General features: G+C 32.0%; 21 protein-coding genes and 2 tRNA genes. 11 read left to right on the forward strand and 12 right to left on the reverse strand.

The features are described 5' to 3' along the window. Positions 1-1,679 precede the first annotated feature (1,679 nt). The 3 genes from ACKTTV_RS15385 to ACKTTV_RS15395 form a co-directional block, all read right to left on the reverse strand. Positions 1,680-2,774: a DUF2652 domain-containing protein gene (locus ACKTTV_RS15385; protein ID WP_408031751.1), complete on the reverse strand. Its 1,095-nt coding sequence runs from the start codon at positions 2,772-2,774 to the stop codon at positions 1,680-1,682. A 110-nt stretch (positions 2,775-2,884) separates the two neighbouring features. After that, a tRNA-Phe gene (locus tag ACKTTV_RS15390) sits at positions 2,885-2,957 on the reverse strand. 66 nt (positions 2,958-3,023) lie between these two features. Then, a tRNA-Phe gene (locus ACKTTV_RS15395) sits at positions 3,024-3,096 on the reverse strand. Positions 3,097-3,206: 110 nt separating this feature from the next. On the opposite strand from ACKTTV_RS15395, the gene ACKTTV_RS15400 reads away from it, so the two are divergent. The 6 genes from ACKTTV_RS15400 to ACKTTV_RS15425 all read left to right on the forward strand — a co-directional run bounded on the left by ACKTTV_RS15400 (position 3,207) and on the right by ACKTTV_RS15425 (position 10,840). Further along, positions 3,207-3,938, forward strand: a complete 732-nt coding sequence (locus ACKTTV_RS15400; RefSeq protein ID WP_408031752.1) for a type III pantothenate kinase — start codon at positions 3,207-3,209, stop codon at positions 3,936-3,938. Then, positions 3,931-5,220: a hypothetical protein gene (locus ACKTTV_RS15405; RefSeq protein ID WP_408031753.1), complete on the forward strand. Its 1,290-nt coding sequence runs from the start codon at positions 3,931-3,933 to the stop codon at positions 5,218-5,220. Before ACKTTV_RS15400 ends, ACKTTV_RS15405 begins: the two co-directional genes overlap by 8 nt. Positions 5,221-5,234: 14 nt before the next feature. Next, entirely contained in the window at positions 5,235-6,548 is a 1,314-nt protein-coding gene (locus ACKTTV_RS15410; protein ID WP_408031754.1) for a hypothetical protein, read from the forward strand. Positions 6,549-6,551: 3 nt separating this feature from the next. After that, on the forward strand, positions 6,552-7,124 hold the full coding sequence (lptC, locus tag ACKTTV_RS15415; RefSeq protein ID WP_408031755.1) for an LPS export ABC transporter periplasmic protein LptC: 573 nt from the start codon (positions 6,552-6,554) through the stop codon (positions 7,122-7,124). 205 nt (positions 7,125-7,329) lie between these two features. Then, the gene (locus ACKTTV_RS15420) at positions 7,330-8,619 is read left to right on the forward strand and encodes a hemolysin family protein (RefSeq protein WP_408031756.1); all 1,290 of its coding nucleotides are present in this window, start codon (positions 7,330-7,332) and stop codon (positions 8,617-8,619) included. Positions 8,620-8,719: 100 nt separating this feature from the next. Next, entirely contained in the window at positions 8,720-10,840 is a 2,121-nt protein-coding gene (locus ACKTTV_RS15425; RefSeq protein ID WP_408031757.1) for a peptidylprolyl isomerase, read from the forward strand. A 155-nt stretch (positions 10,841-10,995) separates the two neighbouring features. Here the strand turns inward: ACKTTV_RS15425 and ACKTTV_RS15430 are convergent, their stop codons facing one another. Next, entirely contained in the window at positions 10,996-12,810 is a 1,815-nt protein-coding gene (locus ACKTTV_RS15430; RefSeq protein ID WP_408031758.1) for a T9SS type A sorting domain-containing protein, read from the reverse strand. Positions 12,811-12,972: 162 nt separating this feature from the next. Further along, positions 12,973-14,373: a dihydrolipoyl dehydrogenase gene (lpdA, locus tag ACKTTV_RS15435; protein ID WP_408031759.1), complete on the reverse strand. Its 1,401-nt coding sequence runs from the start codon at positions 14,371-14,373 to the stop codon at positions 12,973-12,975. Positions 14,374-14,610: 237 nt separating this feature from the next. Here lpdA and ACKTTV_RS15440 point away from each other — a divergent pair, with 237 nt between their 5' ends. The 4 genes from ACKTTV_RS15440 to ACKTTV_RS15455 all read left to right on the forward strand — a co-directional run bounded on the left by ACKTTV_RS15440 (position 14,611) and on the right by ACKTTV_RS15455 (position 17,356). Continuing rightward, on the forward strand, positions 14,611-15,084 hold the full coding sequence (locus ACKTTV_RS15440) for a heme-binding domain-containing protein (RefSeq protein WP_408031760.1): 474 nt from the start codon (positions 14,611-14,613) through the stop codon (positions 15,082-15,084). A 110-nt stretch (positions 15,085-15,194) separates the two neighbouring features. Beyond that, positions 15,195-15,671 (forward strand): heme-binding domain-containing protein, encoded by a 477-nt coding sequence (locus ACKTTV_RS15445; RefSeq protein WP_408031761.1) that lies wholly within the window; start codon positions 15,195-15,197, stop codon positions 15,669-15,671. After that, complete coding sequence (locus ACKTTV_RS15450) at positions 15,668-16,903, forward strand: glycosyltransferase family 4 protein (RefSeq protein ID WP_408031762.1); 1,236 nt, start codon at positions 15,668-15,670, stop codon at positions 16,901-16,903. Before ACKTTV_RS15445 ends, ACKTTV_RS15450 begins: the two co-directional genes overlap by 4 nt. Before the next feature lie 60 nt (positions 16,904-16,963). After that, positions 16,964-17,356 carry a MerC domain-containing protein gene (locus ACKTTV_RS15455; RefSeq protein WP_408031763.1) on the forward strand — a complete coding sequence of 131 codons (393 nt, stop codon included), beginning with the start codon at positions 16,964-16,966 and terminating at the stop codon, positions 17,354-17,356. Positions 17,357-17,430: 74 nt separating this feature from the next. On the opposite strand, the gene ACKTTV_RS15460 is transcribed toward ACKTTV_RS15455, so the two are convergent. From ACKTTV_RS15460 to ACKTTV_RS15490, 7 genes are all read right to left on the reverse strand, one after another. After that, positions 17,431-18,864: a DUF3526 domain-containing protein gene (locus ACKTTV_RS15460; RefSeq protein ID WP_408031764.1), complete on the reverse strand. Its 1,434-nt coding sequence runs from the start codon at positions 18,862-18,864 to the stop codon at positions 17,431-17,433. Positions 18,865-18,867: 3 nt separating this feature from the next. Beyond that, entirely contained in the window at positions 18,868-20,271 is a 1,404-nt protein-coding gene (locus ACKTTV_RS15465; protein WP_408031765.1) for an ABC transporter permease, read from the reverse strand. Then, entirely contained in the window at positions 20,268-20,984 is a 717-nt protein-coding gene (locus tag ACKTTV_RS15470; protein WP_408031766.1) for an ABC transporter ATP-binding protein, read from the reverse strand. Before ACKTTV_RS15470 ends, ACKTTV_RS15465 begins: the two co-directional genes overlap by 4 nt. 22 nt (positions 20,985-21,006) lie before the next feature. Beyond that, on the reverse strand, positions 21,007-21,480 hold the full coding sequence (locus ACKTTV_RS15475; protein ID WP_408031767.1) for a DUF4625 domain-containing protein: 474 nt from the start codon (positions 21,478-21,480) through the stop codon (positions 21,007-21,009). Between the two features lie 84 nt (positions 21,481-21,564). After that, the gene (locus ACKTTV_RS15480; protein WP_408031768.1) at positions 21,565-22,386 is read right to left on the reverse strand and encodes a hypothetical protein; all 822 of its coding nucleotides are present in this window, start codon (positions 22,384-22,386) and stop codon (positions 21,565-21,567) included. A gap of 9 nt (positions 22,387-22,395) precedes the next feature. Continuing rightward, the gene (locus ACKTTV_RS15485) at positions 22,396-24,759 is read right to left on the reverse strand and encodes a TonB-dependent receptor (protein WP_408031769.1); all 2,364 of its coding nucleotides are present in this window, start codon (positions 24,757-24,759) and stop codon (positions 22,396-22,398) included. A 112-nt stretch (positions 24,760-24,871) separates the two neighbouring features. Further along, positions 24,872-25,210, reverse strand: coding sequence for a hypothetical protein (locus ACKTTV_RS15490; protein WP_408031770.1), 339 nt, complete (start codon positions 25,208-25,210; stop codon positions 24,872-24,874). A gap of 524 nt (positions 25,211-25,734) precedes the next feature. Between ACKTTV_RS15490 and ACKTTV_RS15495 the strand changes: the two genes are divergently transcribed. Further along, a complete protein-coding gene (locus ACKTTV_RS15495) occupies positions 25,735-25,977 on the forward strand; it encodes a class I lanthipeptide (RefSeq protein ID WP_408031771.1) in 243 nt (80 codons plus the stop codon). The last annotated feature ends 44 nt before the right edge of the window (positions 25,978-26,021 follow it).

Here is a 26,021-nt window from a genome sequence, read left to right on the forward strand (position 1 = left end):
ATTTCAATAAAGATTTCATTAAAGATATTTCCTTTGAACTAATTCCAGGAGTCAGTGTTCCTGTCATTCGAACATCTCCTGTGGAATCAACACTTCCTGAAGTTCCATAAATGATTCTGAACTTATAACCTTCATCGGTATTCCATCTTAAATGATAAGCGCTGGGTAAATAATAGAAGATGCCCGAAGCTTTATTTTTATCTGGATAGATATCCATTCTAATATTGGTAATTTCATAAGGAAACTCGAAGTCATTGTCTGCGACTAGATTTTCCCATAAAGAAATAGGTTCGTTGTCAGGTCCGTGAGCACTTAGGTCTTCTTCCTTTTCTTCAGTTGTTGATGAAGATGAGGTTGTTCCAGTTGATAGAATAGGAGTGTAAACTCCTGTTATAAATAGACTTTTCTTTTTGGTGAATTTTTCGGTACTTCTGAGTGTAGCCCTATTTCGAGCTTTGTAATCTTTCACTCGATATACTTCTAATTGATTGTTTTTGAATTGAATGCGAAATGAGGTTTTTGCAAGGCTAGTGTCATAGGTGCTTCTGTATATAGTTTTATTTCTATTTGAGCTTAGTGTTTTCGTTCCCCAATCACAATCATTTGGGTGACATTTACCATACACTCTGATCTTCGTAGCATTATTAGAAATAATAATTTTGGTGATACTTCTAGTGTTTTTATTGGTGTTTTCCCAAGTTCCGTCTAAGTTATTGGTTGAGCTAGAAGTAGAACTTGTACTTGGAGTAGTGCGAATTAAAGAAGTGGCAGGAGTAGTATAAAGTCTGGCACTTACAAGTTTGGTTTTATCGAATTTTAAGACAGGTTTTTTTGTAGGAAGAATAATTTTTTGTTGGGTTTCCTTTAAAATTGTTGCACTACCTATTGGTTCTAAAACGACTGGAATAATAAGGTTTTCTGGACTAATTTCCTTTTTCCAGTTTTTGTTTAAACTGTACAAAAAAGTCTTTTTGATAAAAGCGTTTTTGCTTTCAGAGATTTTAATTTCGAGGAAACTTGATGATAGTTCTGTGTTCTCTGGGGCCGAATCTGACATTAGAAACTCCAATTCTTGAGGACTTGTTTTTCCATCAAGTTTTAAATCTATTTTCGGTATTAAACTTTGTGATTTTTTATTTCTATTAAGAACTCTGGCGAATAAATATCCTTTATCAGTACCTGAATAGGCTACTTTTATTTTTAAAGAACGTTCACTATCATACAACACTGTAACGCCATCTATTTTACCTTTAAAATCAGAAACAATGTCGGATAGTAATCCTGCAACATCATCAATTTTTACAAGATCTTTGTTTTGTAAACCACTATAATTTTGAGACTGGACTAAAAGTGAGGTCAATATAAAGAGAATACTTATATACTTTTTAAGGTGAAAGTGCTTAAAATGTGCAATAGTAGTTTTCATGATGTCAGGTTTAAAGTTATGGTTCAAAATTATACCTGTTTATCATGAAAAATTCGAGGCAATACACTTTTTCTGTTTACAATGAATAGTCTGAAAATCAACAAGTTAATCTCTTTTTGCTTTTAGGGGTAAACCGCTGTTTTCAAGATGGTTAAAATGTCTTAAGTTGAAAAAGGGATTTTACTGTGTGTATAGGGGGAAGTAACTTTAGGAAAAAAAGGAGATGTGGTTAGTTCAATTTGCTTTTAATCAGTTAATTGGTTTCTAGGTTCTTTAGGTTTTTAATAACTTCTTCAAGTCGGTCTAATGATCCAGTGAAGTTTTTTATAAGTAGTTTTTTAGCGAAAAAAGCTATCATTATTTTTTTAACAAACGACTTGGGTTCCCAATAGAACTCTACTTCTAGCTTTGATTCTGTATCAGAAATAGTCGTAATATTAAAGAATTGATAAAGCTCTTTGAATAATGGTGAGTCTATACTTTGTTCTCCGTAAATAAGTTCGTTATGCTTGTTTTTCTTTGTTACTACTTTAAAGTTCAGGTGTTTTCCTCCTATAACGCAAGCGTGTTCAGTTCCAAGTCGGGTAACTTCATTGATGTTAAATTCGATGTCATCAACACCTTCGCTCCAGAGATTTCGATACTTATAGTTGGTAATAACTTCCAGAAGTTGATTCGAGGTTGTTTTAAAAACCCTTTCAAATACCATATTCGGAGCCTTGTTCAACACGATATGGCTTTCCTCTAAAAATGGTTTTAGCTTGAGTTTGTTGGCATCAATTTCTGAGAAAATATAATCGATATTTTTGGTATCATAGGTGTCATTTCCTTGTTCAAAATGAAATAAAGAACTTTTATAAGAAAGTGACAGGTCTATTTCTTCGGCTAATTCTTTACTGATTAAGGCATAGTTATCACTATCAATAGTGTTTTTTAGTAAACGATGTACTTGAATTACTGGTTCACCAAAAGGTTTTCTATTGTTCTGAACTTTTAAAAATTGTAAATCGCCAATGTGAGCAACGATTTTGAGTTGAAGATTAATGGCACTAGAACAAGCCATGCATGGGCAAATCCTATTTTTTTCCATTATTTTTAAATGCCCGTAAAACGCCGTGTACATAGTTTCGATTTGAGCCAACAATTTTTCTTGAGATAGAACTTCGTTTTCTTTATAAAAGAAGAGAGCATCACCTTCAATTTCGGCTAAGGAAAGTTGTTGTGTATTGGCTGCTATTAATACTTCTAGTAATTCAGCAATTACATGTTGACTATGTTCGACTTCTGTATTTTGAACAAAATTGGTAAAACCAGAAATGTCTGGAATAAAAAGTAAAGATTTTGCCATATGCAAATATAGGTATGAAACCTCTTGTTTAAAAATTTAGAAAAACAGAAAAGTGGAGGAATAGTATTACAAATAAAAAAGCCTAAACAAATTTGTTTAGGCTTTCTAGGTGGTGCCTCCAGGAATCGAACCAGGGACACAAGGATTTTCAGTCCTTTGCTCTACCAACTGAGCTAAGGCACCAGTTGCAAATCGAAGTAGCTTAAGGTAAAATAAAACTCGCAAGACTTATGCGAGCTTTATTTTTTGTGGTGCCTCCAGGAATCGAACCAGGGACACAAGGATTTTCAGTCCTTTGCTCTACCAACTGAGCTAAGGCACCAGTTAGCTACTTTCGCTAAGCGGATGCAAATATACAATCGTTTTTTAATTTACCAAAAGAAAAGAAATAAAAAAAGAGTAGTAATTTTGAAGTTTTCTAAAAATATAGGGATGAATTTAATCATTGATGTAGGTAATACGAGAGTTAAAGTAGCTGTTTTTGAGAGCGGTAAAATCGTGGAGGTTTTCATTTTTCAAAAGGAAAAAATAATTGAAAATTTAAAGAAAATTTTTCAAGATTTTTTCATTGAGCATAGTATTATCTCTTCTGTGGCCAGTTTTACAGATAAAGAAATAGTCGAAATCGATAAATTATTAACCCCATTATTTTTAAATTCGGAAACAAAAGTACCTTTCAAGAATAAATACGATACACCAAAAACTTTAGGAGTTGATAGAATTGCTTTAGCTGCGGCAGCAGTGAATCAATACCCAAATGAAAATGTGTTAGTCATTGATGCGGGTACTTGCATAACCTATGAGTTTATTAGCAAAAACAAAGAATATTTGGGTGGAGCAATTTCTCCGGGAATAAAAATGCGATACAAAGCTCTTAACGCATACACATCGAAGTTACCTTTGCTAGAAAGAAGTAAAATTGATGGATTTATTGGTTCGAATACCAACGATTCAATTCATTCTGGTGTAATAAATGGGGTATGTAATGAAATAAAAGGACTTATTAATCAATATACAAGCGAATATAAAGATTTAACAGTTGTTTTAACAGGAGGCGATACAAAATTCTTGGAAGAACAATTAAAAAGTGTCATATTTGCCCAACCGAATTTTATTTTGGAAGGATTACACACTATTTTGATTTATAATTTAGCGGATGATTAAGAGGTTTATATTAGGAATATTAACATTAGGAACAACAACAATAGTAGCACAGCGTAATAGCGCATCACCATATTCTTACTTCGGAATTGGAGAAAATTTTGACCAGTTAACAGTAGAGCAATCTTCTATGGGAGGGATAGGAGTTGCAATGAAAGATACTTATCATTTAAACTTTACAAACCCAGCGGCAAATGCTGATTTAAGAGTAACAACATATGCTATCGGGGGAAGTTTGAGTTTTTTAACCTTAAAAGAATCTAATGGTTCTTCTTCAGGGAAATCGACAAATCTAAGATATATCGCTTTAGGTTTACCTTTAGGAAAAAAGATGGGACTTACGGTTGGATTACAACCTTTTTCATCGGTTGGATATGGACTTTTAAACAGTACTTACTCTGGAGATGATTTGTTAGAGATTTCGAGGTTTACAGGAAGTGGAGGAACGAATAGACTATATGCTGGTTTTGGAGCCTACCTTTTTAAAGGGTTTTCTGTTGGAGCAGAGGCTAGTTTTATTTTCGGAAATATTGAAAATAACATTTTTAACCAAAAAAATAACGTCTCTCTTGGAACAAAATACGAAGAAGAGTTGAATATTAGAGGAGGACAGTTTAAATTTGGAGCACAATACGAAACAGAGCTAAAAAACAAATTAAAATTCAATACAGGAGCTACCGTTGTTTTAGAAAGTGATTTATCAGCCACAGGTTCTGAAAGATTATATTCTTTAACATTGAGTAATACAGGAATTGAACAAGGTAGAGATACATTGTATACAAGAAATATATCAGGAAATATTACCATGCCTTATAAAGCAGCTTTTGGAGTTGGTTTAGGAAAAACGGATAAGTGGTACGTTGGAATTAATCAAGAATTTAGAAAAGCAATAACAACATCTAACGGAATTAATACAGCAACTAACGGTTATCAATACGAAAGTGGAAGAAAACTTTCTATGGGAGGGTATTATATTCCTAAAATTAACTCTATATCTAGTTACTGGGATAGGGTAACTTATAGAGCGGGGGTTCGTTTTGAAAAGTTAGGAGTGTTGGTTGATGGACTGGGAACAGGACAAAATTTAACATCGATTGACGACTTTGGCATAAATATTGGAATCGGATTACCATTGCCAAAATTATTATCAAATGTAAATCTTGGGTTTGAGTACGGACAAAGAGGAACTATTAATAATAATTTAGTCAAAGAGAACTATTTTAATATGAAGTTGAGTTTATCTCTAAACAGTTTAAATTGGTTCATTAAAAGAAAGATAGATTAATATAAAACTGATAAATGATGAAAAAAATTACGTATTTACTGACAGGAGTCTTTTTGTTTGTAGCCGTAAATGGGGTGAAAGCGCAAGCAAGTCAAGAGTGCAATATAAAGTATAACCTATTTAAAGGAGACGTTACTAACAAAAAATATGACGCGGCTAAACCAAATCTCGAATATTTATTAACGAACTGTCCCTCATTATCAGTTAATATTTATAAGTTAGGAGAAAGGATCGCCGAAAATACTGGAGATCACGGATTGGCTAAAAGAATATATGAGGGAAGATTAACACATTTTCCAAAGAAAAGCCCTGCTAGAGTACATGGAGATTATGCAAACTATATGTACAAAAATAAGTTAGGTACAAATGATGAAATATTCGGTATTCTTGATAAAGCTTTTAAATTAGGAGCAAAAAACATGGGAGTAAAGAATATCTTAAGATATTTTGAGCTTGTAGTGGAAAAATATAAAGATTCTGATCCGCAAAAAGTATTTGACACTTATGATGAAGCAGTTGAATCAGTGCAGGAAAAGTTAGATGATTACAGTAAAAGATTGGCTGTATTAGTACCAAAAGAAGAGGCTGGAACTTTGGATTCAAAAGAGAAGAAAAAGTTAAATGCGGCAAGGGTAAACTCTAGTTCTTTAGGTCAAGTAGAAGGAGGTTTAGATAGTAAGATTTCTGAAATCGCTACTTGTGAAAGATTAATACCAATTTATACTAGAGACTTTGAAGCTAATAAAACGAATGGAATTTGGTTAAGAAGAGCTGTATCTCGTATGTATAACAAAGGTTGTCAAGAAGATCCTTTATTTGAAAAATTGGCTTCAGCTTATGCAGATGCAACACAATCAGCAGATGCATTTAACTTTGTTGCTGGTGTTTTAGAAAAGAATGGAGATAAAAAGGGAGCTGCTGATATGAGAAAGAAGGCTTTCGATTTAGAAACAGATCCTATCAAAAAAGCACAACTTAAGTTAAGAGAGGCACAAGGAGCAAGAGGAAGTAGAGGTAGAGCTTTGGCATTGGAGGCATTAAAGTATAATCCTAACTATGGTAAAGCATACTTATATATTGCAAGTTTATATCAAAAGAGTGCAAACTCTTGTGGTAGCGATGTATTTGAAAAAAGAATGGTTTATGTGGCGGCTTTAAACAAAGCTTTAAAAGCACAAAGAGTTGATCCAGGTTGTGGAGCTGGTAGATATATTAAAAGCTATAGAGCGAATATCCCTTCTAAGAAATTAATTTTCCAAAAAGGAGTTGCTTCAGGTTCATCTCATAGAATTGGATGTTGGATTGGAGAAACAGTACGTGTTCCATAACATATGATAAATAGAAAAAAAATATTGATAAAAGACATTGCTATCATTGGTTTGGTAGCAATGTTTTTTTCATGTACGAATACAAAGAAAGAGGTGCAGGATTTTCTTGCAGACAAAAACTTACCAATTGCTGTTGGGAAAAATATTTACCATGTTTATAAAGATTCAGGTAAAGTAACATCAAAGTTAATTACACCTGTATTGCATGATTTTACAAATAGAAAAGAACATCCATATAATGAGTTTCCAGACGGAATTAAAATCGTTTCTTACGAAAACAACGGTAAAGATTCGGTAACCATTACAGGAAATTATGCATTAACGTATAACAAAACGAGTATTTCAGAGATTAGAGATAATGTGGTGATTATAAACCATAATGAAAAGTCGAAACTTGAGACAAATCAATTGTTTTGGGATCAAAAAGAAAAATACTTTTTTACAGAGGATGGTTTTCGCTTAACCAATCCTACAGATACCATTAATGGCTATGGGTTTGAATCTAAACAGGATTTAACAAAGTGGATAGCTAAAGATATTACTGGTCAAATAGAAACAAAAGAAGAAGAGTTATAATGAATACACTTTGGAAATATTTACAATATGGTTACTTAGTTGTAGCGGTTATTTTTTTGGTAGAAGGAATATTAAAAATAAATTCTGACCTACCACAGGCATTAATAATGTTTGGTTTTGCTATATTTATCACGCTAATTTTTTTATTTAAAAGACGCTTTAGAAAAAAAGTTATCGATAGAAACAAGCAAAATTAACCCTACAAATGCAATTTGAAATTATTATTATTTTCGTTTCTGTGCTATTTTCCGCATTTTTTTCAGGAATGGAAATAGCGTTTGTGTCTGCAAACAAACTTCATATTGAATTAGAAAAAAAACGAGAAGGTTTTTTAGCAAAGGTTCTTAGAACAATAACAGAGAAATCATCAAGATTTATAACCACCATGCTTGTAGGTAACAATGTAGCCTTGGTGATTTATAGTTATTTTATGGGTGAACTTTTGATTGATTGGTTTCAAATGTTTTTACCTTCTGAATATACAATAATCAATTATTTGTTAGTAGAGGCAAAATTGCTATCACAAACATTAATTTCGACCATAATAATTCTAATAACGGCTGAGTTTTTACCAAAGGCAATTTTTAGAATTTATGCAAACGAAACACTTAAGTTATTTGCCATTCCGGCATATTTCTTTTATTATATTTTCTTTATCCCAACTTGGATTACTAGTAAGATTTCAGACTTTTTTCTTCGTGTATTGTTTAAAACAAAAGAAGATACTGAGCAAAAAGAATTCAGTAAAGAGGAATTAGGAAATTATATTTCTGAGCAACTAGATGGAGGTAGTAATGAAGAAGAAGTGGATTCAGAGATTCATATTTTCCAAAATGCTCTAGAGTTTCATAAAGTGAAAGCAAGAGAAATCATGGTGCCTAGAACTGAGATAATTGCAGTTGATATTCATCGTACTGTAGCGGATTTGCGAGAACTTTTTATTGAAACTGGACTTTCTAAGATTATCGTATATAAAAATTCTTTGGATGAGATTTTAGGGTATGTAAGTGCCTTTGAGTTATTTAAAAAACCTAGAAGTATTAAATCTATTTTATTACCCGTTGAATTTGTTCCTGAGTCAATGATTAGTAATGATATTTTAAATTCACTTATCAAAAAACGACGAAGCATTGCTGTGGTAGTTGATGAATATGGAGGTACTTCAGGAATAATAACAGTGGAAGATATTGTGGAAGAGTTATTTGGAGAAATTGAAGATGAACATGATAGTATTGAATTACTAGAGGAGCAAATTAATGAAAAAGAATACCATTTTTCAGCAAGACTTGATGTTGACTATTTAAATGAGGAATATGATTTGAATATTCCAGAAGAAGATGCTTACGAAACTTTAGGAGGATTCATTATTAACCATACAGAGAATATTCCTGAAAAAGACGAGGTTTTAATAATAGGACATTTCCAAATTAAAATATTGAAGGTCAGTGCTTCTAAAATTGATACAATCAGTTTTGAAGTATTAACTGAGGAATAAGCTCTTTTTAAGCAAACTCTACTCTAAAACAGCCAAAAAAACGTTGCATTATTAAATGTGAAATTGTATTTTCGCCCCTGTTAATTAAATAAAATGACGTATGGCAATTTTATCGAAGATTAGAGAACGCTCAATGTTCTTGATACTTGTTGTTGGTTTGGCGCTATTTGCATTTGTGTTAGACCCATCTACTATTTCAGATTTTTTCAACTCAACCAAAGTAAATGATATTGGATCCGTGAACGGTGAAACGATATCTCGTCAGGAGTTTGCTGATGCTTTAGAAGCATATAAGCAAAGTTCAGGAGGAAGAGTTTCTGAAATGCAAGCTGCAAAGAATGTTTGGAATAGCTTGTTACGTCAAAAAATTTATGAAACTCAATTAGAAAATGCTGGTATTACTGTTGGTGAAGCGGATATCATGAAAGCTTTAATTGAGTCTTCGGGTGTTCAAAATCAACCAAGATTCCAAACAGAAGGACTTTTTGACAAGTCTAAATTCACAGAGTTTTTGGCAACAATTAAAGAAGCTAATGGAGATGAGTGGAGAGCATGGCAACAATATATGACATCTCTAAAAAGTAATCTTCAGAAAACTACATATGATAATTTAGTAACATCTGGTTTAGGAGCTTCTCTAAAAGAAGGTGAAAACAAGTATCTTACTGAAAATACTAAAATTTCAGGTAAGTATGTTTACGCTCCTTATACATTAATTGCTGATAGTTTAGTTACAGTAACGAAAGGAGATGTAAAAAAATATATTGAATCTCATGCTTCAAATTATGAAGTGGAAGCTTCAAGAGACGTAAAATTTGTAAAGTTTGATATTAAACCAACTTCAGAAGATGAGGAAGTAATCAAGCAAGCAGTTGCTGGGTTAATTGAAGATTCTGAAAAAAATGGAATTAAATTAACAGGGTTAAAGAATGCAACAGACTATGTTGAGTTTTTTAATGAAAATGATTCAGATGTTTCTTTTGATGATAAGTTTCAATTTAAAGTTCAAGTACCTCAAGTAATTGCTGATAAATTATTTGAAGGGAAAGAAGGAGACGTATTTGGACCATATAAAGATGCTAACTTCTTCAAATTATCAAAAATTACAGAAGTTACTCAATTACCTGATTCTGCTCAAGCAAGACATATTTTAGTTCCTTTTGTTGGAGCTTCAAGTGCCGACCCATCTATTACAAGAACAGAAGAAGAAGCTAAGGTTTTAGCGGATAGTTTGATTGCTGCTGTAAAGAAAACTCCTTCTAAGTTTGCTGATTTAGCAAAAGATTTTTCTTCAGACAAAGGTTCTGCTTCTAAAGGAGGTTTTTACGATTGGTTCGGGTATAACAGAATGGTGCCTGAATTTAGAGATTTCGTTTTCAAGGGAAATAAGAATGATTTAGGTGTTGTAAAAACGGTTTTCGGTTTTCATGTAATTAGAATTGAGGATCAAAAGAATTTTCAACCTGTATTAAGGTTAGCTACTTTTGGAAAAGAAATTGTAGCTTCTGATGCAACTGAAAATACTATTTACCAAGATGCTGAGTTATTTGCTCAGGATATAGCAAACGGAAAGAGTTATGATGAAACGTTAAAAGAAAAGAATTTAAAATCTTTACCAGCGGTTGGTTTAAAGGCTTTAGATGAAAATGTTCCTGGTTTAGGTAGCGAAAGAGAAATTATAACTTGGGCATTTGAAAAGGATGTAAATGTTGGTGATTACAAGCGTTTTGATATTGAAGGAGGATATGCGGTTGTTGTTTTAACAAACAAAACAGCTAAAGGTTTGATGTCTGTAGATAAAGCTACGGCTACAGTTAGACCTATTTTAGTGAAAGAGAAGAAAGCTGAAATGTTAGAAGCTAAAATGGCAGGATCTACATTGGAAGAAATTGCGAAGAGCGCTGGACAAACAGTTAGAAATATTAATAAAGTAAACTTACAATCGCCTACATTAGCAGGAGTTGGATACGAGCCAAAAGTTATCGGAGCTATGCTAAGTGCTAAAGAAAATGAAGTTTTCAATAATGTAGTTGGAGATAGAGGAGTATTTGCTTTTGCTGTTGAATCTAAAGAGTTACCAACGGCTTTACCTAATTATGATACTTACAGAAAGAGATTGGCGAATGAGCGTAGAAATAAATCATTCCAAATTTTTGAAGCTATTAAGAAAGCTTCTGATATTGAGGATAACGTAGGTAATTTTTACGGTATTCAACAATAAAATATAAGAGTTAAAGACCATATAAATTAAAAGCCCGAGAGTAATCTCGGGCTTTTTTTACACTAATTGTGATTCTAAACACTCTACTATTTATATCTTAAGTTCATTTAAACCTTAGTTTTTTTAATAGTCAATCTCTTTAAAATAACTTGAACCTAGTTTTTAATTATTTTAAAGCTTTTTAGTTTTCCATTTAAATTTACTTGTACGATATATAGTCCTGAATGTAATTCCTCAACATTAATCTTAAAATTTCCAGAACGAATTTTCTTTGTTCTTTCCATTACTTTCTGGCCATTTAAATTAAATACATTAAGACGATAATTAGTAGCTGTATTAAACTTATTATAACCAGTAAGATTAAAGTTCAAATAGTGGTCAACCAAAGTGTTCTGTAGTCGTAAAGTTAATTCATTGGTTGATGTTGTGTTTGTTTTTATTGCTAGTTTAGAAATATCCAATTTACCAATAGTAAATCCTGATATAATATTTCTTTTAAAGTTTTTATGATTTGCGGAAACATATATACTATAGGATCCTTCATCAAAACTTGAAATATCTAAAACGAAACTTTCGTCGTTTTCATTAAAGCTAAATGTTTTTATAAAAGTGCTGTTTGACGCTTTATTACCTAAAAGATCTGTGTCTTTTGATATTACAGCAGTAATTTTTGTTGAATTAACATCAGTACTTGTATTTGTAAAGTTTATACTGACAAGTTTTGATAGCTTGTCATATTGATAAATCATTTTTGCACCATTCGGTTGATGTAAGTAAGCAACATATTTTGAATTTGAAGAGAGAGAAATGTTTCTTTTTAGAGAAGAAATTTCATATGAGCTTACATGATTATTAAAACCATTTCTTTTTTCTGCGCAAAATTCATTTTCAGAAATATGGTAAACATCAGATTTTAAGTCAAAAACTTCTTTTTTACTGGGATGAAAAACAACCAATCGCCCTTTTGAGCTATCGTTATCGAAGGTCAATTGGTCATAACTGTTTTCTGAATGAATTATTTGATAGTCGCTTGATGCCTCAAATATGTTTGTATTGGTACTATTACTTGTTAAGGTATTTCTAGATGAATTTCCAGCAAGGATTGGTTCAATATAGTTCCATACATATTGACCTAAAGCAACGTCGATATGATCAAGTCTAAGCTCATTTTTATTAAATAAAAAGTTACCATTAGGTCTCAAAGTACTATTATAGGAAGCAACACCATCATTAGTTCCTTCTCTAGTATATAAGATAGCGCCGCTGGTAAACATTAAAGGAGCTAAAATAGTATGTCCACTGGCAAAACCAGAGCCACCAATAACATAAAACTTATTGGGTTCGTTATTTGGATGATTATCAAAATATGGACGAACAACATCTCTACAATAATACGTTGTGGATGTAGCACTTCCCTCATTAAGACCTGTATGACGCCATATCCAGTTGAACCACCATTGTTGTGAAATATCGGCTAAATAAGTGCCCCAATATGGAGTACCCAAAGCAAATACTCTTTTTACCTTGTCACTTTTATTGTGCGTATACATGGCAACTTCACTAGCTTTTCCACCGTTACTGTGAGCAATAATGTTAAGATCATTTACATTGTATTTGTCACATATCATATCAATTGATTCAGCTAATAACTCACCATTTTTCCACATACCTTCTCCTCGAGTGGTAGCCACAAAAACAACTTGATAACCAGCATTAAAGGCATCTTCATAAAATGTGTTATTAGTAAAGAAAAGTTGATTTAGATCGATATAGCCATGGTTAAAAAGAATAACGTCACCATTGAAGTTATTGGGAACTGCTCCGTAATGAATTGTAGACCGAATTAGTGGACCTATAAATATAGAGCTTAAATTATCAGGAGTAGGAAGTTGCTTTTCAATAAAGCTTTGAGAAAATAAAATATTTGAATAGAGAACTATAGTAAATAGTTTCAATAATTTGAATTTCATTGTAAGGAGGGTTTTTAATTTGAAATTAAATTATCGAAAAAAAATAGTACTAACCTTGTGAATTTTAAAGTTTTATACTTTTTGTTTTGATAAAAATACAAAATAAAAAAGCGACTTCGATTTTCGAAGCCGCTCTAAATATCTTGTAAAGTCTTATTTACTTTAAGCGTTCAAAGGTTTTCCATCCCAAGCAGCTTTTGCAGCTTCTTTAATCGCTTCAGAATACGTTGGGTGTCCATGACATATTCTAGCAATATCTTCAGCAGAAGCTCTAAATTCCATTGCCACGGCCATTTCCATAATTAAATCAGCAGCACGTGCTCCAACAATATGTACTCCTAATACTTCATCGGTAGCTTTATCAGCCAAAACTTTAACAAAACCGTCTAAATCTCCACTTGCACGAGATCTACCTAAAGCACGCATTGAAAATTTACCAGCTTTATAATCAATACCAGCATCTTTTAATTCTTGCTCAGTTTTACCTACGGCAGCAACTTCTGGCCAAGTGTAAACAATACCAGGAATTAGGTTGTAATCAATATGAGGTTTTTGTCCAGCTAAGTATTCAGCAACAACAACACCTTCTTCTTCAGCTTTATGTGCTAACATAGCACCTCTTACTACATCACCAATAGCATAAATATTGCTTACATTAGTTTGTAAGTGGTCGTTAACTTCTACTTGACCTCTTTCAGATACTTTTACTCCTGCTTTTTCAAGAGCTAAACCATCAGTATAAGCACGACGTCCAACAGCTACTAAACAGTAATCTCCGTTGAACTCAACTTCTTCACCTTTTTTGTTGGTAGCTTTAACAACTACTTCATCACCTTTTCTTTCAACAGAAGTAACTCCATGACTTACGTTGAATTTTACTCCTTGCTTCTTTAATACTTTGGTTAATTCTTTAGAAACATCCTTATCCATAGTAGGAGTAATCGTAGGTGCATATTCAATAACGGTTACATCAGCACCTAATCTTTTATATACAGAACCTAATTCAAGTCCAATAACACCACCACCAATTACTAATAAATGTTTAGGAACTTCTTTTAATTTTAAAGCCTCAGTAGAAGTAATGATACGCTCTTTATCAATTGAAATAAATGGTAAAGAAGATGGTTTTGATCCAGTAGCAATAATAATATTAGTACCTTCAATAACTTCTGAAGAACCGTCGTTTTTAGTAATTTTAACGTGAGTAGCGTCTTCAAATGAACCAAGACCTTCGAATACTTCAATATTGTTCTTGTCCATTAAATATTTTATACCTCCAGTAGTTTGCTCAACTACAGAAGCTTTACGAGCAACCATTTTTGAAAAGTCAAAAGTAGGTTTTTCAACAGAAATACCGTGCTCCTCAAAATGATGAACTGCATCATAATAATGATGAGAGGAATCTAATAAAGCTTTTGAAGGGATACATCCAACATTTAAACAAGTTCCACCTAAAGTTGAATACTTTTCTATAATAGCAACTTTAGATCCTAATTGAGCAGCTCTGATAGCAGAAATATATCCACCAGGACCAGAACCAATAACGATTACATCGTATTTCATTTTTATGCGTTTTTTAAAAGCGTGCAGCTTAAATTATTTAGTTCTTTTTTAAGAAGTACAAATGTACGATTATTTGTGATATTATACCTTTATACTAAAGAATTACTATTTTTAGACAGCAAAAACAAACAGAATAAAACCGACATGTTTAAAATCGTTATTAATACTGTAAAATAAACGTTATTTTTTTAAGCCTGACGGTTCAAGATTTAATACGTAACCACAAAAAACAAACAAATGAGTATACTGAAAAAAGTAGGCATTGTAGCCTTAGGAGGATTATTGGTCGCACAGTTTTTTCAACCTGAACAAAATTTAGGTGATTATGAAAGCGTAAAGGGATTCTTGGCCGAAACAAGAGCTAATGATGAAGTTGAAACGATTCTTAAAAAGGCATGTTTTGATTGTCATAGTGCAAAAACTAGGTATCCTTGGTATAGTAAAATTACTCCAGTTAACTACTGGATGGCACACCATGTTGAAGAAGGAAGGGAGCATCTTGATTTTTCGAACTGGGCAAATTATAGCTTGAAAAAGAAAGAGCATAAAATGGACGAGGTTTATGAAGAGGTTGAAGAGAAGCATATGCCTCTAAAATCATATACAATTACCCATGGAGATGCTAAATTAACTGATGAAGAAATTAAAACTTTAGTAGATTGGGGAAAAGCTGCTCAAGCTGAATACAAAGTGATTCTAGAGAAAGAGTAAAACTATAAATACATTGTTTTTCTTAAGGAGGTAATTGCCTATTTTACAGTTTTCTAATTTTTGAGAATTCCAAAGAATTTTTATTTTTAAAACTCAATAGAAAACATTAAATGAGGGGATTTAAAGTAATCGCAGGAATTGTACTGTCCATATTTTTGATAGCACAATTATTTCGTCCTGAAAAAAACTTAGGAGAATATAAAACCTTAAAGGTCTTTTTGAAAGAAACTAAAGTAACACCTAATGTGGAAGTTATAATTAAAAAGGCATGCTTGGATTGTCATAGTGCTGTAACAAAATATCCATGGTATAGTAATATTACTCCAATTAATTTTTGGATGGCGGAGCATATAAAAGAGGGTAAAAGTTATTTTGATTTTTCAATATGGGAACAATACTCTTCGAAAGAAAAGAAACATCACATGAAAGAAATTTATTTTGGTGTTAAAGAAAACAAAGTACCTTTAAAGTCGTATTTAGTAACCCATAAAGAAGCGAGGTTGTCTGATTCGGAAAAACAGACCTTGATGGAGTGGGCTAAATTAGCACAAGAAGATTACGAACTAATTCAAGAGAATAGTTATTGAAAAAACATGTTGTTATAATTGGTTATGTTTGGGTTGAACCGAACTCATCGGCCGCTGGGAGCAGAATGCTTCAACTTATTAATATATTTTTAAAAAAAGGATACACCGTTACCTTTGCATGTCCTGCTCAGAAAACAGAACGATCAATAGACTTAAAAAAGATAGGAGTAAAAGAAGAAACAATCGTATTGAATTCCTCTTCTTTTGACCTTTTTATTAAAGAGGAGAGTCCTACCATTGTAATGTTTGATAGGTTTATGATGGAAGAGCAATTTGGATGGCGGGTAACAGAGAATTGCCCAGATGCTTTAAAGGTTCTTGATACAGAAGATTTGCATAGTTTAAGAAAAGTACGTCATGATTCTTTTAAAAAGAAGAAAGAATTTAAACTATCGCAATTGCTAAGTTCGGATTTAGCAAAAAGAGAAATTGCAGCTATACTTAGATGTGATGTATCGCTAATCATTTCGGAATATGAAGTCCAGTTACTGAGAGATTTTTTTAAAATAAATAAAAAACTCTATATCCATTTACCTTTCCTATTAAATAGAATAGAGGAGAGTCACAGAAAAGAATGGCCTGCTTACGATGAAAGAAATCATTTTGTTTTTATTGGAAACTTTTTACATGCTCCAAATGTTAATGCAGTTGTACAGTTAAAGAAGTTTATTTGGCCATTGATTAGAAAGAAATTACCCAAAGCTGAATTACATATATATGGAGCCTATGCACCTGAACATATTTTACAAATGACTAATAATAAAGAAGGATTCATTGTAAAGGGAGCCGCCGTTTGTGCTTTAGAAACCATAGCAAAAGCCAGAGTAATGCTTGCCCCTTTAATGTTTGGAGCAGGTATTAAAGGTAAACTAACGGACGCAATGTTAGCAGGAACTCCAAGTGTGACAACTGAAATAGGATCAGAGGGAATGAAAGGAGATTTATCTTGGAATGGATTTATAGAAAATGATATTGCCGATTTTGCAAAAAAAGCTACTATGCTTTATACTAATGAAGAGTTATGGAAGGAGAAGCAAGAGAAGGGGATTGACATTATAAATTTAAAATATAATAAAGAAAAGCTAGAGAGTGAATTCAATAAAGAAATTGAAAATAGGTTGCTAAATCTTAATAATGATCGAGAAGACAATTTTATTGGAAGTATCTTGAATTATAAAATCGTACAGGCAACAAAATTTATGAGTAAATGGATTGAAGAGAAGAACAGATAGATAGTGTTTCTTTTTTAAAATAGTAATATATTTGCAACTTGGTTGCTTTAATATATTATCATGATTAGGAAACTTACTATTGACTCTAATAACATCGGGATAATTAGTTCATCCCTATGTTTTGTACATTGTCTTGCTACACCATTTATTTTTATAGCTAAAACATGTACGGTAACATGTTGCGAGTCCAGCCCAATATGGTGGAGGTTAATCGACTTATTGTTTTTATTAATTTCATTTTATGCTGTATACTCGGCATCAAAAATTACCAATAAAATTTGGATTAAAATTGCTCTTTATTTGACTTGGATTGTACTACTAGCAATTATTTTAAACGAATATTTGCATTTTATACCATTGTTTGAAGAAGCTATTTATTTTCCATCAATTTTATTAATTGGGCTACACTTTCATAACAAGAAACATTGTAAAGATGATAACTGCAATGTTTAATAAATTATACAAAAACAAAAAACACCTGCTATGTGATTGGCAGGTGTTTTCTTTTTTAAGTTTTTTAAAGAGGATTACATATTGATAATTGTACCTTTTTTCAATTTCTTTTTAAATATTGATACACCAATCATTATAATTCCAATAGAAAAAATAAATAATGGAATTAAAGCTTTCGGTACAGATGCTGATTCAGGGCTGTTAAAGTTGAATAAAGGAAGGTTTTCATATTTTTCAGTAGAAAACTTTTCATTTTTATAAAGCATTGGAACGAAATAATTTCTCCATTCTTTTGCATAAACACTTACCTGTTGTCTGTAGCTTTGATAATCTAATGTCGAGGTTCCCGCAATAGAGTTAAAAGCCTGTTGAACAATAATTGCAGGGGAGAAGTATTGCCATTTTTTTACCCAATTTTGCTGCTCTTTCAGTTGTTCTTCATAGGTTTTAACCAATGGAGCCAGTTCATCTTCAATAATGTCTTGCGAAGCCAAATATTTATGCCAGAAAGAATAATTAGTTCCCTTTCCATTATCGGCATACTCAGGATGGTCTCTTAAAAAGTTATCTAGAATTTTATCCTGTTTTTTTGAAACTTCTTCTTTAAACTCACGTACTTCCGTTATTAATTTCGTTCTGGAAGGAACAGGATATAATGAATTTCCAAATTGACTTATGGTAGCAGGAATGATAAGGATAATTACTACCCATATTGCTAATAATGAAACTGCATTCTTTGCTGAATTATTAACGAAAATATTGACTAAAAATACAATTGAAAACCAAAAAGTAATATAGGCTAATATTAATAGAAACATTGAAATGAAACCAGAAGTATGTTGGGCAAAATCAAAACTATTAAAAGCAAATGTGATCACTAAGATGAGAAGTGTAATGATAACCATCCATAGATAACGGATTCCTATTTTTTGAAATGTCCATTTAATTACTGAAATGGGTTGAGAAGCAATTAATTTTAGAGAACCGTATTCTTTTTCTGCCGAAAATATGTTAAAGCTAAAGGCTATTACAATTAAAGGAATAATGTAAATTATAACAAATGCCAAATCAAAGCTTCCAAATAAAAGTTGAACAGGATTTGATAATTCAGAATAATTAAATAGGAAGCTATCTCCATAAGCTCTCGGTTGTACATAATGTGAAAACAAATCACTTTGTCCTTGAGAAATAAAACTTAATGGTTTAGGAGGCATTGCAGCAACTCGTGGATATGAGTATCCAATGGTCATTGGTCTTTGAGGACTTCTCCATGAGCTTATGTTCATTTCGTATCCTTTTTCTAAGGAATCTAAAACTTGCAACATTTTTTGATCCTTTTCGTTCACAGTTTTATTAATTTTCTCAATATCGGCGGCACGTCTTGATACTTTTTGTTGACCGTTATATCCAGAAAAGAAAATAATTACAAATGTTGTTATAAAAAGTAGTACTAACCATTTACTTCTTAGCAATGTTTTTAATTCATATTTAAAATTGTGTACAAACATTCTTTAGTATTTTTTATTGGTTAATAATAATGCTAAACTTGAAACTCCAAACCAAAGAAAAAGAATTACAAATAATGCTGAGTTATTTGGAATTACCGATGAAAAAGAGGCTTTTTCGTATTCAAATTCTGGTAGTTTAGACCAAATGTCATTAGAAGCTACATAACGCTCACCATACTTGGAATTTTTTTCTTCGGTACCATTTAAAAAACGCTGTGCTTCGATTCTATAATTCTCAGCGGCTTCCGCGAACTCACTATGACTAGTGTAATCGGTTTGAGCAATTGCCATTGAAAGGAATCGAGCAGGTAAAAATGGAGAAATAACCGAAGCGGTTTTGTAAACTTTGTGTTGATTTTCAGCTTGTTCTTTCAAATAATCGTAATGCTTTGCAAATACAGCAGCTTGGTATTCTTCTCCTTTTTGCATTCTGTAGGCGCTAAAATTAAAAGGTAGTTTATGCAAGCTGTCCACTCCATACTTTTCTAGAACTTCTTTTTCTAGTTTTTTAGCTTCTTTACTCCAAGGATTATGACCATCAAGCCCTTTTTTGTTTTCCTCTTCAATTCTTTTGGAAAATTCTTGATGTGTAGGGAATGGATATTGATTTTCCGCTAGATTGCTCGCTATTTTTGGGGCCACAAAACAGGCCAACACCCAAAAGAATAAATTGACAACTAAAGAAATACCTGACTTTTTAACTAATGATGAAATTAGTAAAACAATATTGGTAAAAATGATATAATAGAAGCAATAAGTAAAGTATAAAGTAGCTAAAGCAGACCAATTTAAAGTACAAAAATCATCAATATTGGTTAATAACAAACCACTAATCAAAAACAAAACAGTAGTAATAACAATCGGTGGAATTAAAGTAGCGAGCCATTTTCCTATTAGTAATTTCCATCCAACAATTCCTTGACTTTTTAAAATTTGAAACGTATTCCCTTCAATTTCTTTGGTAAAACTATTATATCCAATTAGGATTATAATTAGTGGGAGTATATAGAGAAGAATAAAATCTATGGTTAGCTCTCCAAAGCGAGATAATGCTGTTTGATCAGAAGCGTTGCTAAATTGAGCTTCGTTTCTTTTATGAGCCTCTAAAAATATTGAAATTCCGGTGTATTTATCTACACCTTGATCGATTAGTGATAGTGGTGATTTGGGCTTAAAAACGTAGTTTCCATAGTGAGCAGCGGAATGTGGAGTTTTTTCTCCTTGTGATTCCCATGATTCTCGTTCTTTTTGCTCGGCTTCTTTGTGTTGATCATTAACGGTTTTATATTGATTAGATGTAATAAATAACGCTGAAACCGCCAAAATTAAAATAATAACAGAGGCTATTTTGAATCGACCGTCCCGAAAAGTTTCTTTGAATTCTTTCTTAATTATATGACGTATCATAAGGCGGTTTCTTTTAAGATCATAGTATCTAAATACAATTCTTCCAATTCGCGAAGTGATATATCTTCCGTAGGAAAATGATGTCTTAAAGTTCCTTGCTTCATAATTCCAATGTGAGTACCTATTTCTTTCGCTCTAAAAATATCATGAGTTGCCATTAGAATAGCAACGCCTTCTGCTCTCATCTTTTTTAATAATTCACCGAATTCGTTGCTTGATTTTGGGTCTAATCCGGAAGTTGGTTCATCAAGTAATAATACTTTTGCTTCTTTAGCTATAGCTAGGGCAATACCTACTTTTTGACGCATACCTTTGGAAAAAAACTGAACTCTTTTATGAAAAGCCTCATGCTGAAGCCCTGCTTCTTCCAAGTATAACTCCAAGTCTGTTTTAGAAAACTTTTTACCGCTGATACCTAAAAAATAATCGAGGTTTTCAACTGCTGTTAAAGTAGGATATAGCATTAAGTTTTCTGGAATATAAGTTAGAAAAGACTTTGTTTTGGTGGCGTTTTCTGTAACATCTAAACCATTTATATAAGCTTTACCAGAGGTTGGAGTAATAAAGTTTAATAAAAGATTAATCGTAGTAGATTTTCCTGCACCATTGGCACCAAGTAAGCAAAGAATTTCTCCTTGCTTTACAGTCAAGTTTAAATTTTGCAAGGCTGCAAAATCGCCATAATTTTTTGATAGGTCTTTAGTTAAAATCATAAGGCTTATACGGGTTAAGTTATTATTGAATTTTTATATCAATAGATGTTCTGCTTTGCCATCCTGTACCATCAATAACTGATATTGAACAATGATAGTCTCCAGAGTCTACGTCATTTGGAATATTGATTTTTTGATTAATTTCATATTCTTTAGGCGAATTGGAAATTGTAAAACTTTCTCTATACAAAAAAGCATTTATAGGTGTTTTTATAGGGTCTAATTCGCATTGAGCACCTTGGTCATCATGAGTGTGGTGATCAAAGTTATGATGAATATCAACAGCGTATTTTTCCACCGATATATTATCTGCAACTTTAAGTTTTAGTATATATTCATTCCCTTTTTCTAGAACATCACAAGATTGTGGGAAACCTCCTTGGTATTGAACAGTAATTGTTGGTTTCGTTGTGTCGGGTTCTTCATCATTGCTACTACAAGCAGTGGTTATTATTGTTATTAGAAGTAGTAGTCCTAATTTTTTCATTGTTTTCATTGATTGTAATAAGTTTCAAATTTAAATATAATTTAGATTAAATAAAAAAAAGAACTTGATATCATCAAGTTCTTTTTTACTGTTTTATTGTATTTTAAATGGTACGGACAGCTTCACGGCTTCACTTTCTCCACTTTCTTTAACATAAATGTTTAGCCAGTATCCACCAACTGGCGATCCTTGAATCAGATCATAGTGATAGTGAATTTCAGGGTTTCTTACGGTTTCATATAAATTAGCAGGTAAAATAGTTTCTATTTTATCCCATTTTCCAACTTCTACGTTTTGCCCTTCTCTCCACTCTTTAAACCATAATTGATATTTAATTTCAGTTACTGTGTTATTTCCAGAGATGTATTGGTACTCTGTATGCAGTTCATCTGTACCTAAGGCTACGACATTGTTTTCACCGATTTCCATATTCTTGAACTTTTTGATAATGTGAAGCTCTTTCGTAATAGCGCTTTTTGACCCATCTTCATGTTCAACTGTAATTTTGAATTTGTAAACTCCCTCTGCAGGTCTGATAGAAGGCTCGTATCTGTTTTCTTCATCAAAATATACGTGATAGTGAATATGAGGGTTAAGTTGCCCTTCATAATTATCAACAGGTACTAAATGGTCTTTTAATTCCCAAGCAACTTCTCCTGTTTGAGGTGTTGAAACATTATGAGGCTGTACATTAAAGTAAATTTTAGTAACCTTACTTGTACCTTGATAATCGAATTCAGTGTGGACATCAATATTCGATTGAGGAAGAACGAAGTCTGAATTACCAAGCTCAAGACCTGTAAACCTTTCAACATTAATGTTCTCATCGAATGTTGGAGGTGTTTCATCATCGCTACATGAAACCAAGACAGTGCTTAAGAATAGTAGAATTAGTGTTTTAAAATTGTTTTTCATGATAAAAATTTAAAATGTTTGTATTAGTGTAATTGAAAAGTTTCTTCCAGGTTGTGGTACCTCTATCAACCTGTAAAAACTTGTATGATCAAATGCTTTTCTATTAAAAAGATTGTTTATTTTTCCTTGAATTTTAAGTGGATTAGTTTTTGAAAAAGCGAGCACATTGGTGCGTAAACCTAAACTGAATAAAGAGTAGCCTTTTGTAGGTTTTTCTGGCGGAACAATTTCATTTTGATCAGAAGCAAATCTACCGCTAGCAAAGAGATTCATTTCTTTAAAATACGACCAAGGTTTTAAGTTATATTCAACAGATACAACTCCAGTAAGAGGTGGTGAAAACGGCAATGTAAAGTTCTTTTTTCGTCCGCTTAATTGCTTCGCCTTAACATATTCTATAGAACCTGACAAAGTAATCGAATTTATGGGTCTATAATGAGCCAGAATTTCACCACCATATCTGAATACTTTACTCTGTTGATACTGATATTTTTGTAATGTTTGATAATATTCTGAAGAAGGACTTAAATAAATGTAATTGTCAAAATAATTGACAAATGGAGTTATTTGAAAGTCCATGTTGTTAAACGTAGTTTTAAATTCAGCATCTATTTGATAAGAACTTTCCGGATCTAAGTCTAAAGAACCTTCTTCATAACGATACATATGGTAGTTTACACCATCAGATGCTAACTCGTTTGCCAATGGCATTCTAAAACTTTTACCAAAGTTTATTTTATAAGAAGTGCTTTCTTTCGTATAACTTATTCCTGCAGAAGCGCTGAAACTACTAAAGGATAAATTTCTTTTTTCGGCACGTTGTAATTTCTGCTGAGTAGTATTTCCATTTTGATCAGTTACAGGAGTATAAAACCACTCGTAATAAGGTTGTGTTTTTATTGATCCATAGTCATACCGTATTCCGCCATCGACATAAAGATTGTCGTTTAATTTTACTTGATCGTAAACAAAGCCTCCAATAGTAAAACGGTCATAAGCCGGAATTAAAAAGCCCCACCCCGAAATATTATTATCCTGATATTCAAGATTAATACCTGTAGTTATTTTATGGTTTTCAAAGCAGGAGATCCGATCTTTAATGTTTAACGTATATGTAGATTTTTCAAATAGACGTTCCATAGAATTATTAGGAGCTGGCATGTAACCATGTGCAACTGGTTCAGAGTGTTCTTCTCTATGATTTTTTTGATAGCCTAGCTCTAGATCTAGTATATTATTCTCAAAAGAAAAACTCGTGTTATTTGTAATTTTAAAATGGTTAACTTTATGGAAGGGTAAATCAATGTCTCTATTATCATGGTCATAGTCAATTTTTGAACTTCGTACCTCCAAACCATGTGCATTCGCGAAAAAACCATTTTTAGCATTAATATTACTGAAGGTGGTAATAGAAGTAATATTCTCATTTACATAACCTAAAGAAAACCCTAAATTATGATTGTACCCAGCTGTATTTCTCAGGTAGTTTTTGTGAAGATTAAAAATGTAATTATCATAATTTATTCTATCGGTAGGAACTTTAAAATCTCCATAATCTTCAAGAGTTACCCTTGCCTTATAAAACCATTGATTATAACGTTGTTTAATTCCAACAGAAATACCATAAAAATCATTATTGCTTCTATTGGTTACATTTATTTCCCCAGAAAAACTATTGATATCAGGAATTGTATTATTCTTTAGATTGATAACTCCAGATATTGCATCTGAACCATAGAGTAGAGAAGAAGCTCCTTTCGTTACCTCAATATCTTCAATATTATACTGATCTATTTCTAATCCATGATCAGCTCCCCATTGTTGTGCTTCATGCTTTATTCCATTTTCTACAACCACAATTCTGTTAAAGCCCAAACCTCTAATAGTGGGTTTAGATTGTCCAGAACCAATTGTAATAGCATTAACTCCAGGAATGTCTCTAAGCGTTTGCATTAAACTATTATCTCTATTTTTTTCAAGGAAATTATTATCGATCTCAGAGGTAATGGCAGAAAATTTGCTCATTGTTTTTCGTGGGTTTTGTGAAATTACTACTTCACTTAGAGTTGCGTTATTTAGTGTTAGAGCAAGGATAATTTCCTTTTCATTTGGAATTGAAATATTTCTTTTTAAAGTTTCATAACCAACATGTGTAACCATTACCTTTTGAGAACCGTAGGGGATATTAGAAAGAAAGACCCTTCCATCTGATTTGGCATAAGCGTGCTTATCTCCAATACTGACATGAGCAAAGGGAATTTCCTTTTTCGAGTTTGAATCGATTATTTTAAGAGTAATACTTTGAGTCTTTTGGGCATAACTTATTGCGCAAAAGAACACACAAAATAAATAGCTTAAGCTTTTATTTGTCATTTTAAAATAGAGTTATAAATAGTCTGGTATAATCAAATAATAGGAATTTGATTACGGTTCAATATTTTCTATGGGGAATTCATAGAAACGAGTTATTGAAATTGAAATATGATTAAATTGTTATGGGAGGAGCTCGTAATTGGAAATTCGAGTTATAGTAATCTAATAATTTGCTAATTTGGTAATTATCGATTACTATTTTAGATATTACAAGAGGTAATACTAGGTGAAAGAATGTAAGTTTTAGTAATTGAACATTAGGAATTGAAAACGAACAAATATCGCAATGATTATCGATTGCTTGGTAAATTTGGGTTACCTCGTTTGAAGAATCACTAACACTTTTTTCATTATGATGGTGTATTGCTTTTAAAACAATAGCGCTCAAAAATAACATCAATAGAAATAATGATGTTCCTTTTTTAAGTAGTATATTTTTGTTTAGCGCCATTTTAAATTATTGCAACATGATGGCAAAAGTAAATTTAAAGTGACATTACTGAGATCTATAATCTGTTAATATTTTCTAAAAAAGATAACAAAAATAGTTAAAGCCTGTATTCAAAAATTAACAAAAGTAAATAGAGGGTAAAAAGTCTTCTTCTCTTCTAAAAATAGTTATAGCAATTAAACATTAAAATGACACATACAAGTTATTTCTTTTTAGCTTGATTGTCGTTAAAAGATAACCCCATAGCTAATGTTATGCTAGTACTTTTTATCTACATCAGTTCTAAACATAGTTCATTATTATTTAGATGTCATTTCAAAATTCAATTGGTATTATTTCCTGAAATATTTAAAAATAATGGGTAATACTTTTTTAACTCTACTACTTACTAGTAGATATTATTGTTTTTTAAACAATACTTTTTCTAATTAATAACATACCTAGTGCACATGTATGTAGGAGAAAACCTTAAACCGTATAGATCCACGAAAAGGATTTTTTTAATCAATTAAATTATAATAATTATGAAAAAAGTTAATTTTTCAGGTAAATTAAGCTTAAACAAGCAAACGATTACTAAATTAAATAGAGAAGAAATGGGGCTATTAAATGGAGGAGCTCACGTACCTTCTAATCTTGAAAATGGAGGAGAGGCATCCTTAGCATGGGAAGTTGGTACACGTAATACTTGTCATTGTGAACAGTTCGGTTGTGCGGAGTATGCTCCTGCTCCTTCTCAGGTCGTTGATAAAAAGAGAAGAGCTTAAAACTATTTAAATGTTTATGAAAAGGGGCTAAAAATATTTAGCCT

The organism is Tenacibaculum xiamenense, assembly GCF_964513065.1.
GTDB classification, from domain to species: Bacteria; Bacteroidota; Bacteroidia; order Flavobacteriales; family Flavobacteriaceae; genus Polaribacter; species Polaribacter xiamenense.

Bases quoted from the DNA above. Each gene is read 5' to 3' on its own strand.
- ACKTTV_RS15385 (WP_408031751.1), bottom strand. From the start codon at position 2,774: ATGGCAAAATCTTTACTTTTTATTCCAGACATTTCTGGTTTTACCAAT.
- lpdA (WP_408031759.1), bottom strand. From the start codon at position 14,373: ATGAAATACGATGTAATCGTTATTGGTTCTGGTCCTGGTGGATATATT.
- ACKTTV_RS15455 (WP_408031763.1), top strand. From the start codon at position 16,964: ATGATTAGGAAACTTACTATTGACTCTAATAACATCGGGATAATTAGT.
- ACKTTV_RS15470 (WP_408031766.1), bottom strand. From the start codon at position 20,984: ATGATTTTAACTAAAGACCTATCAAAAAATTATGGCGATTTTGCAGCC.
- ACKTTV_RS15475 (WP_408031767.1), bottom strand. From the start codon at position 21,480: ATGAAAACAATGAAAAAATTAGGACTACTACTTCTAATAACAATAATA.
- ACKTTV_RS15485 (WP_408031769.1), bottom strand. From the start codon at position 24,759: ATGACAAATAAAAGCTTAAGCTATTTATTTTGTGTGTTCTTTTGCGCA.
- ACKTTV_RS15425 (WP_408031757.1), top strand. From the start codon at position 8,720: ATGGCAATTTTATCGAAGATTAGAGAACGCTCAATGTTCTTGATACTT.
- ACKTTV_RS15465 (WP_408031765.1), bottom strand. From the start codon at position 20,271: ATGATACGTCATATAATTAAGAAAGAATTCAAAGAAACTTTTCGGGAC.
- ACKTTV_RS15490 (WP_408031770.1), bottom strand. From the start codon at position 25,210: ATGGCGCTAAACAAAAATATACTACTTAAAAAAGGAACATCATTATTT.
- ACKTTV_RS15440 (WP_408031760.1), top strand. From the start codon at position 14,611: ATGAGTATACTGAAAAAAGTAGGCATTGTAGCCTTAGGAGGATTATTG.
- ACKTTV_RS15445 (WP_408031761.1), top strand. From the start codon at position 15,195: ATGAGGGGATTTAAAGTAATCGCAGGAATTGTACTGTCCATATTTTTG.
- lptC (WP_408031755.1), top strand. From the start codon at position 6,552: ATGATAAATAGAAAAAAAATATTGATAAAAGACATTGCTATCATTGGT.
- ACKTTV_RS15430 (WP_408031758.1), bottom strand. From the start codon at position 12,810: ATGAAATTCAAATTATTGAAACTATTTACTATAGTTCTCTATTCAAAT.
- ACKTTV_RS15495 (WP_408031771.1), top strand. From the start codon at position 25,735: ATGAAAAAAGTTAATTTTTCAGGTAAATTAAGCTTAAACAAGCAAACG.
- ACKTTV_RS15405 (WP_408031753.1), top strand. From the start codon at position 3,931: ATGATTAAGAGGTTTATATTAGGAATATTAACATTAGGAACAACAACA.
- ACKTTV_RS15420 (WP_408031756.1), top strand. From the start codon at position 7,330: ATGCAATTTGAAATTATTATTATTTTCGTTTCTGTGCTATTTTCCGCA.
- ACKTTV_RS15400 (WP_408031752.1), top strand. From the start codon at position 3,207: ATGAATTTAATCATTGATGTAGGTAATACGAGAGTTAAAGTAGCTGTT.
- ACKTTV_RS15460 (WP_408031764.1), bottom strand. From the start codon at position 18,864: ATGTTTGTACACAATTTTAAATATGAATTAAAAACATTGCTAAGAAGT.
- ACKTTV_RS15410 (WP_408031754.1), top strand. From the start codon at position 5,235: ATGATGAAAAAAATTACGTATTTACTGACAGGAGTCTTTTTGTTTGTA.
- ACKTTV_RS15480 (WP_408031768.1), bottom strand. From the start codon at position 22,386: ATGAAAAACAATTTTAAAACACTAATTCTACTATTCTTAAGCACTGTC.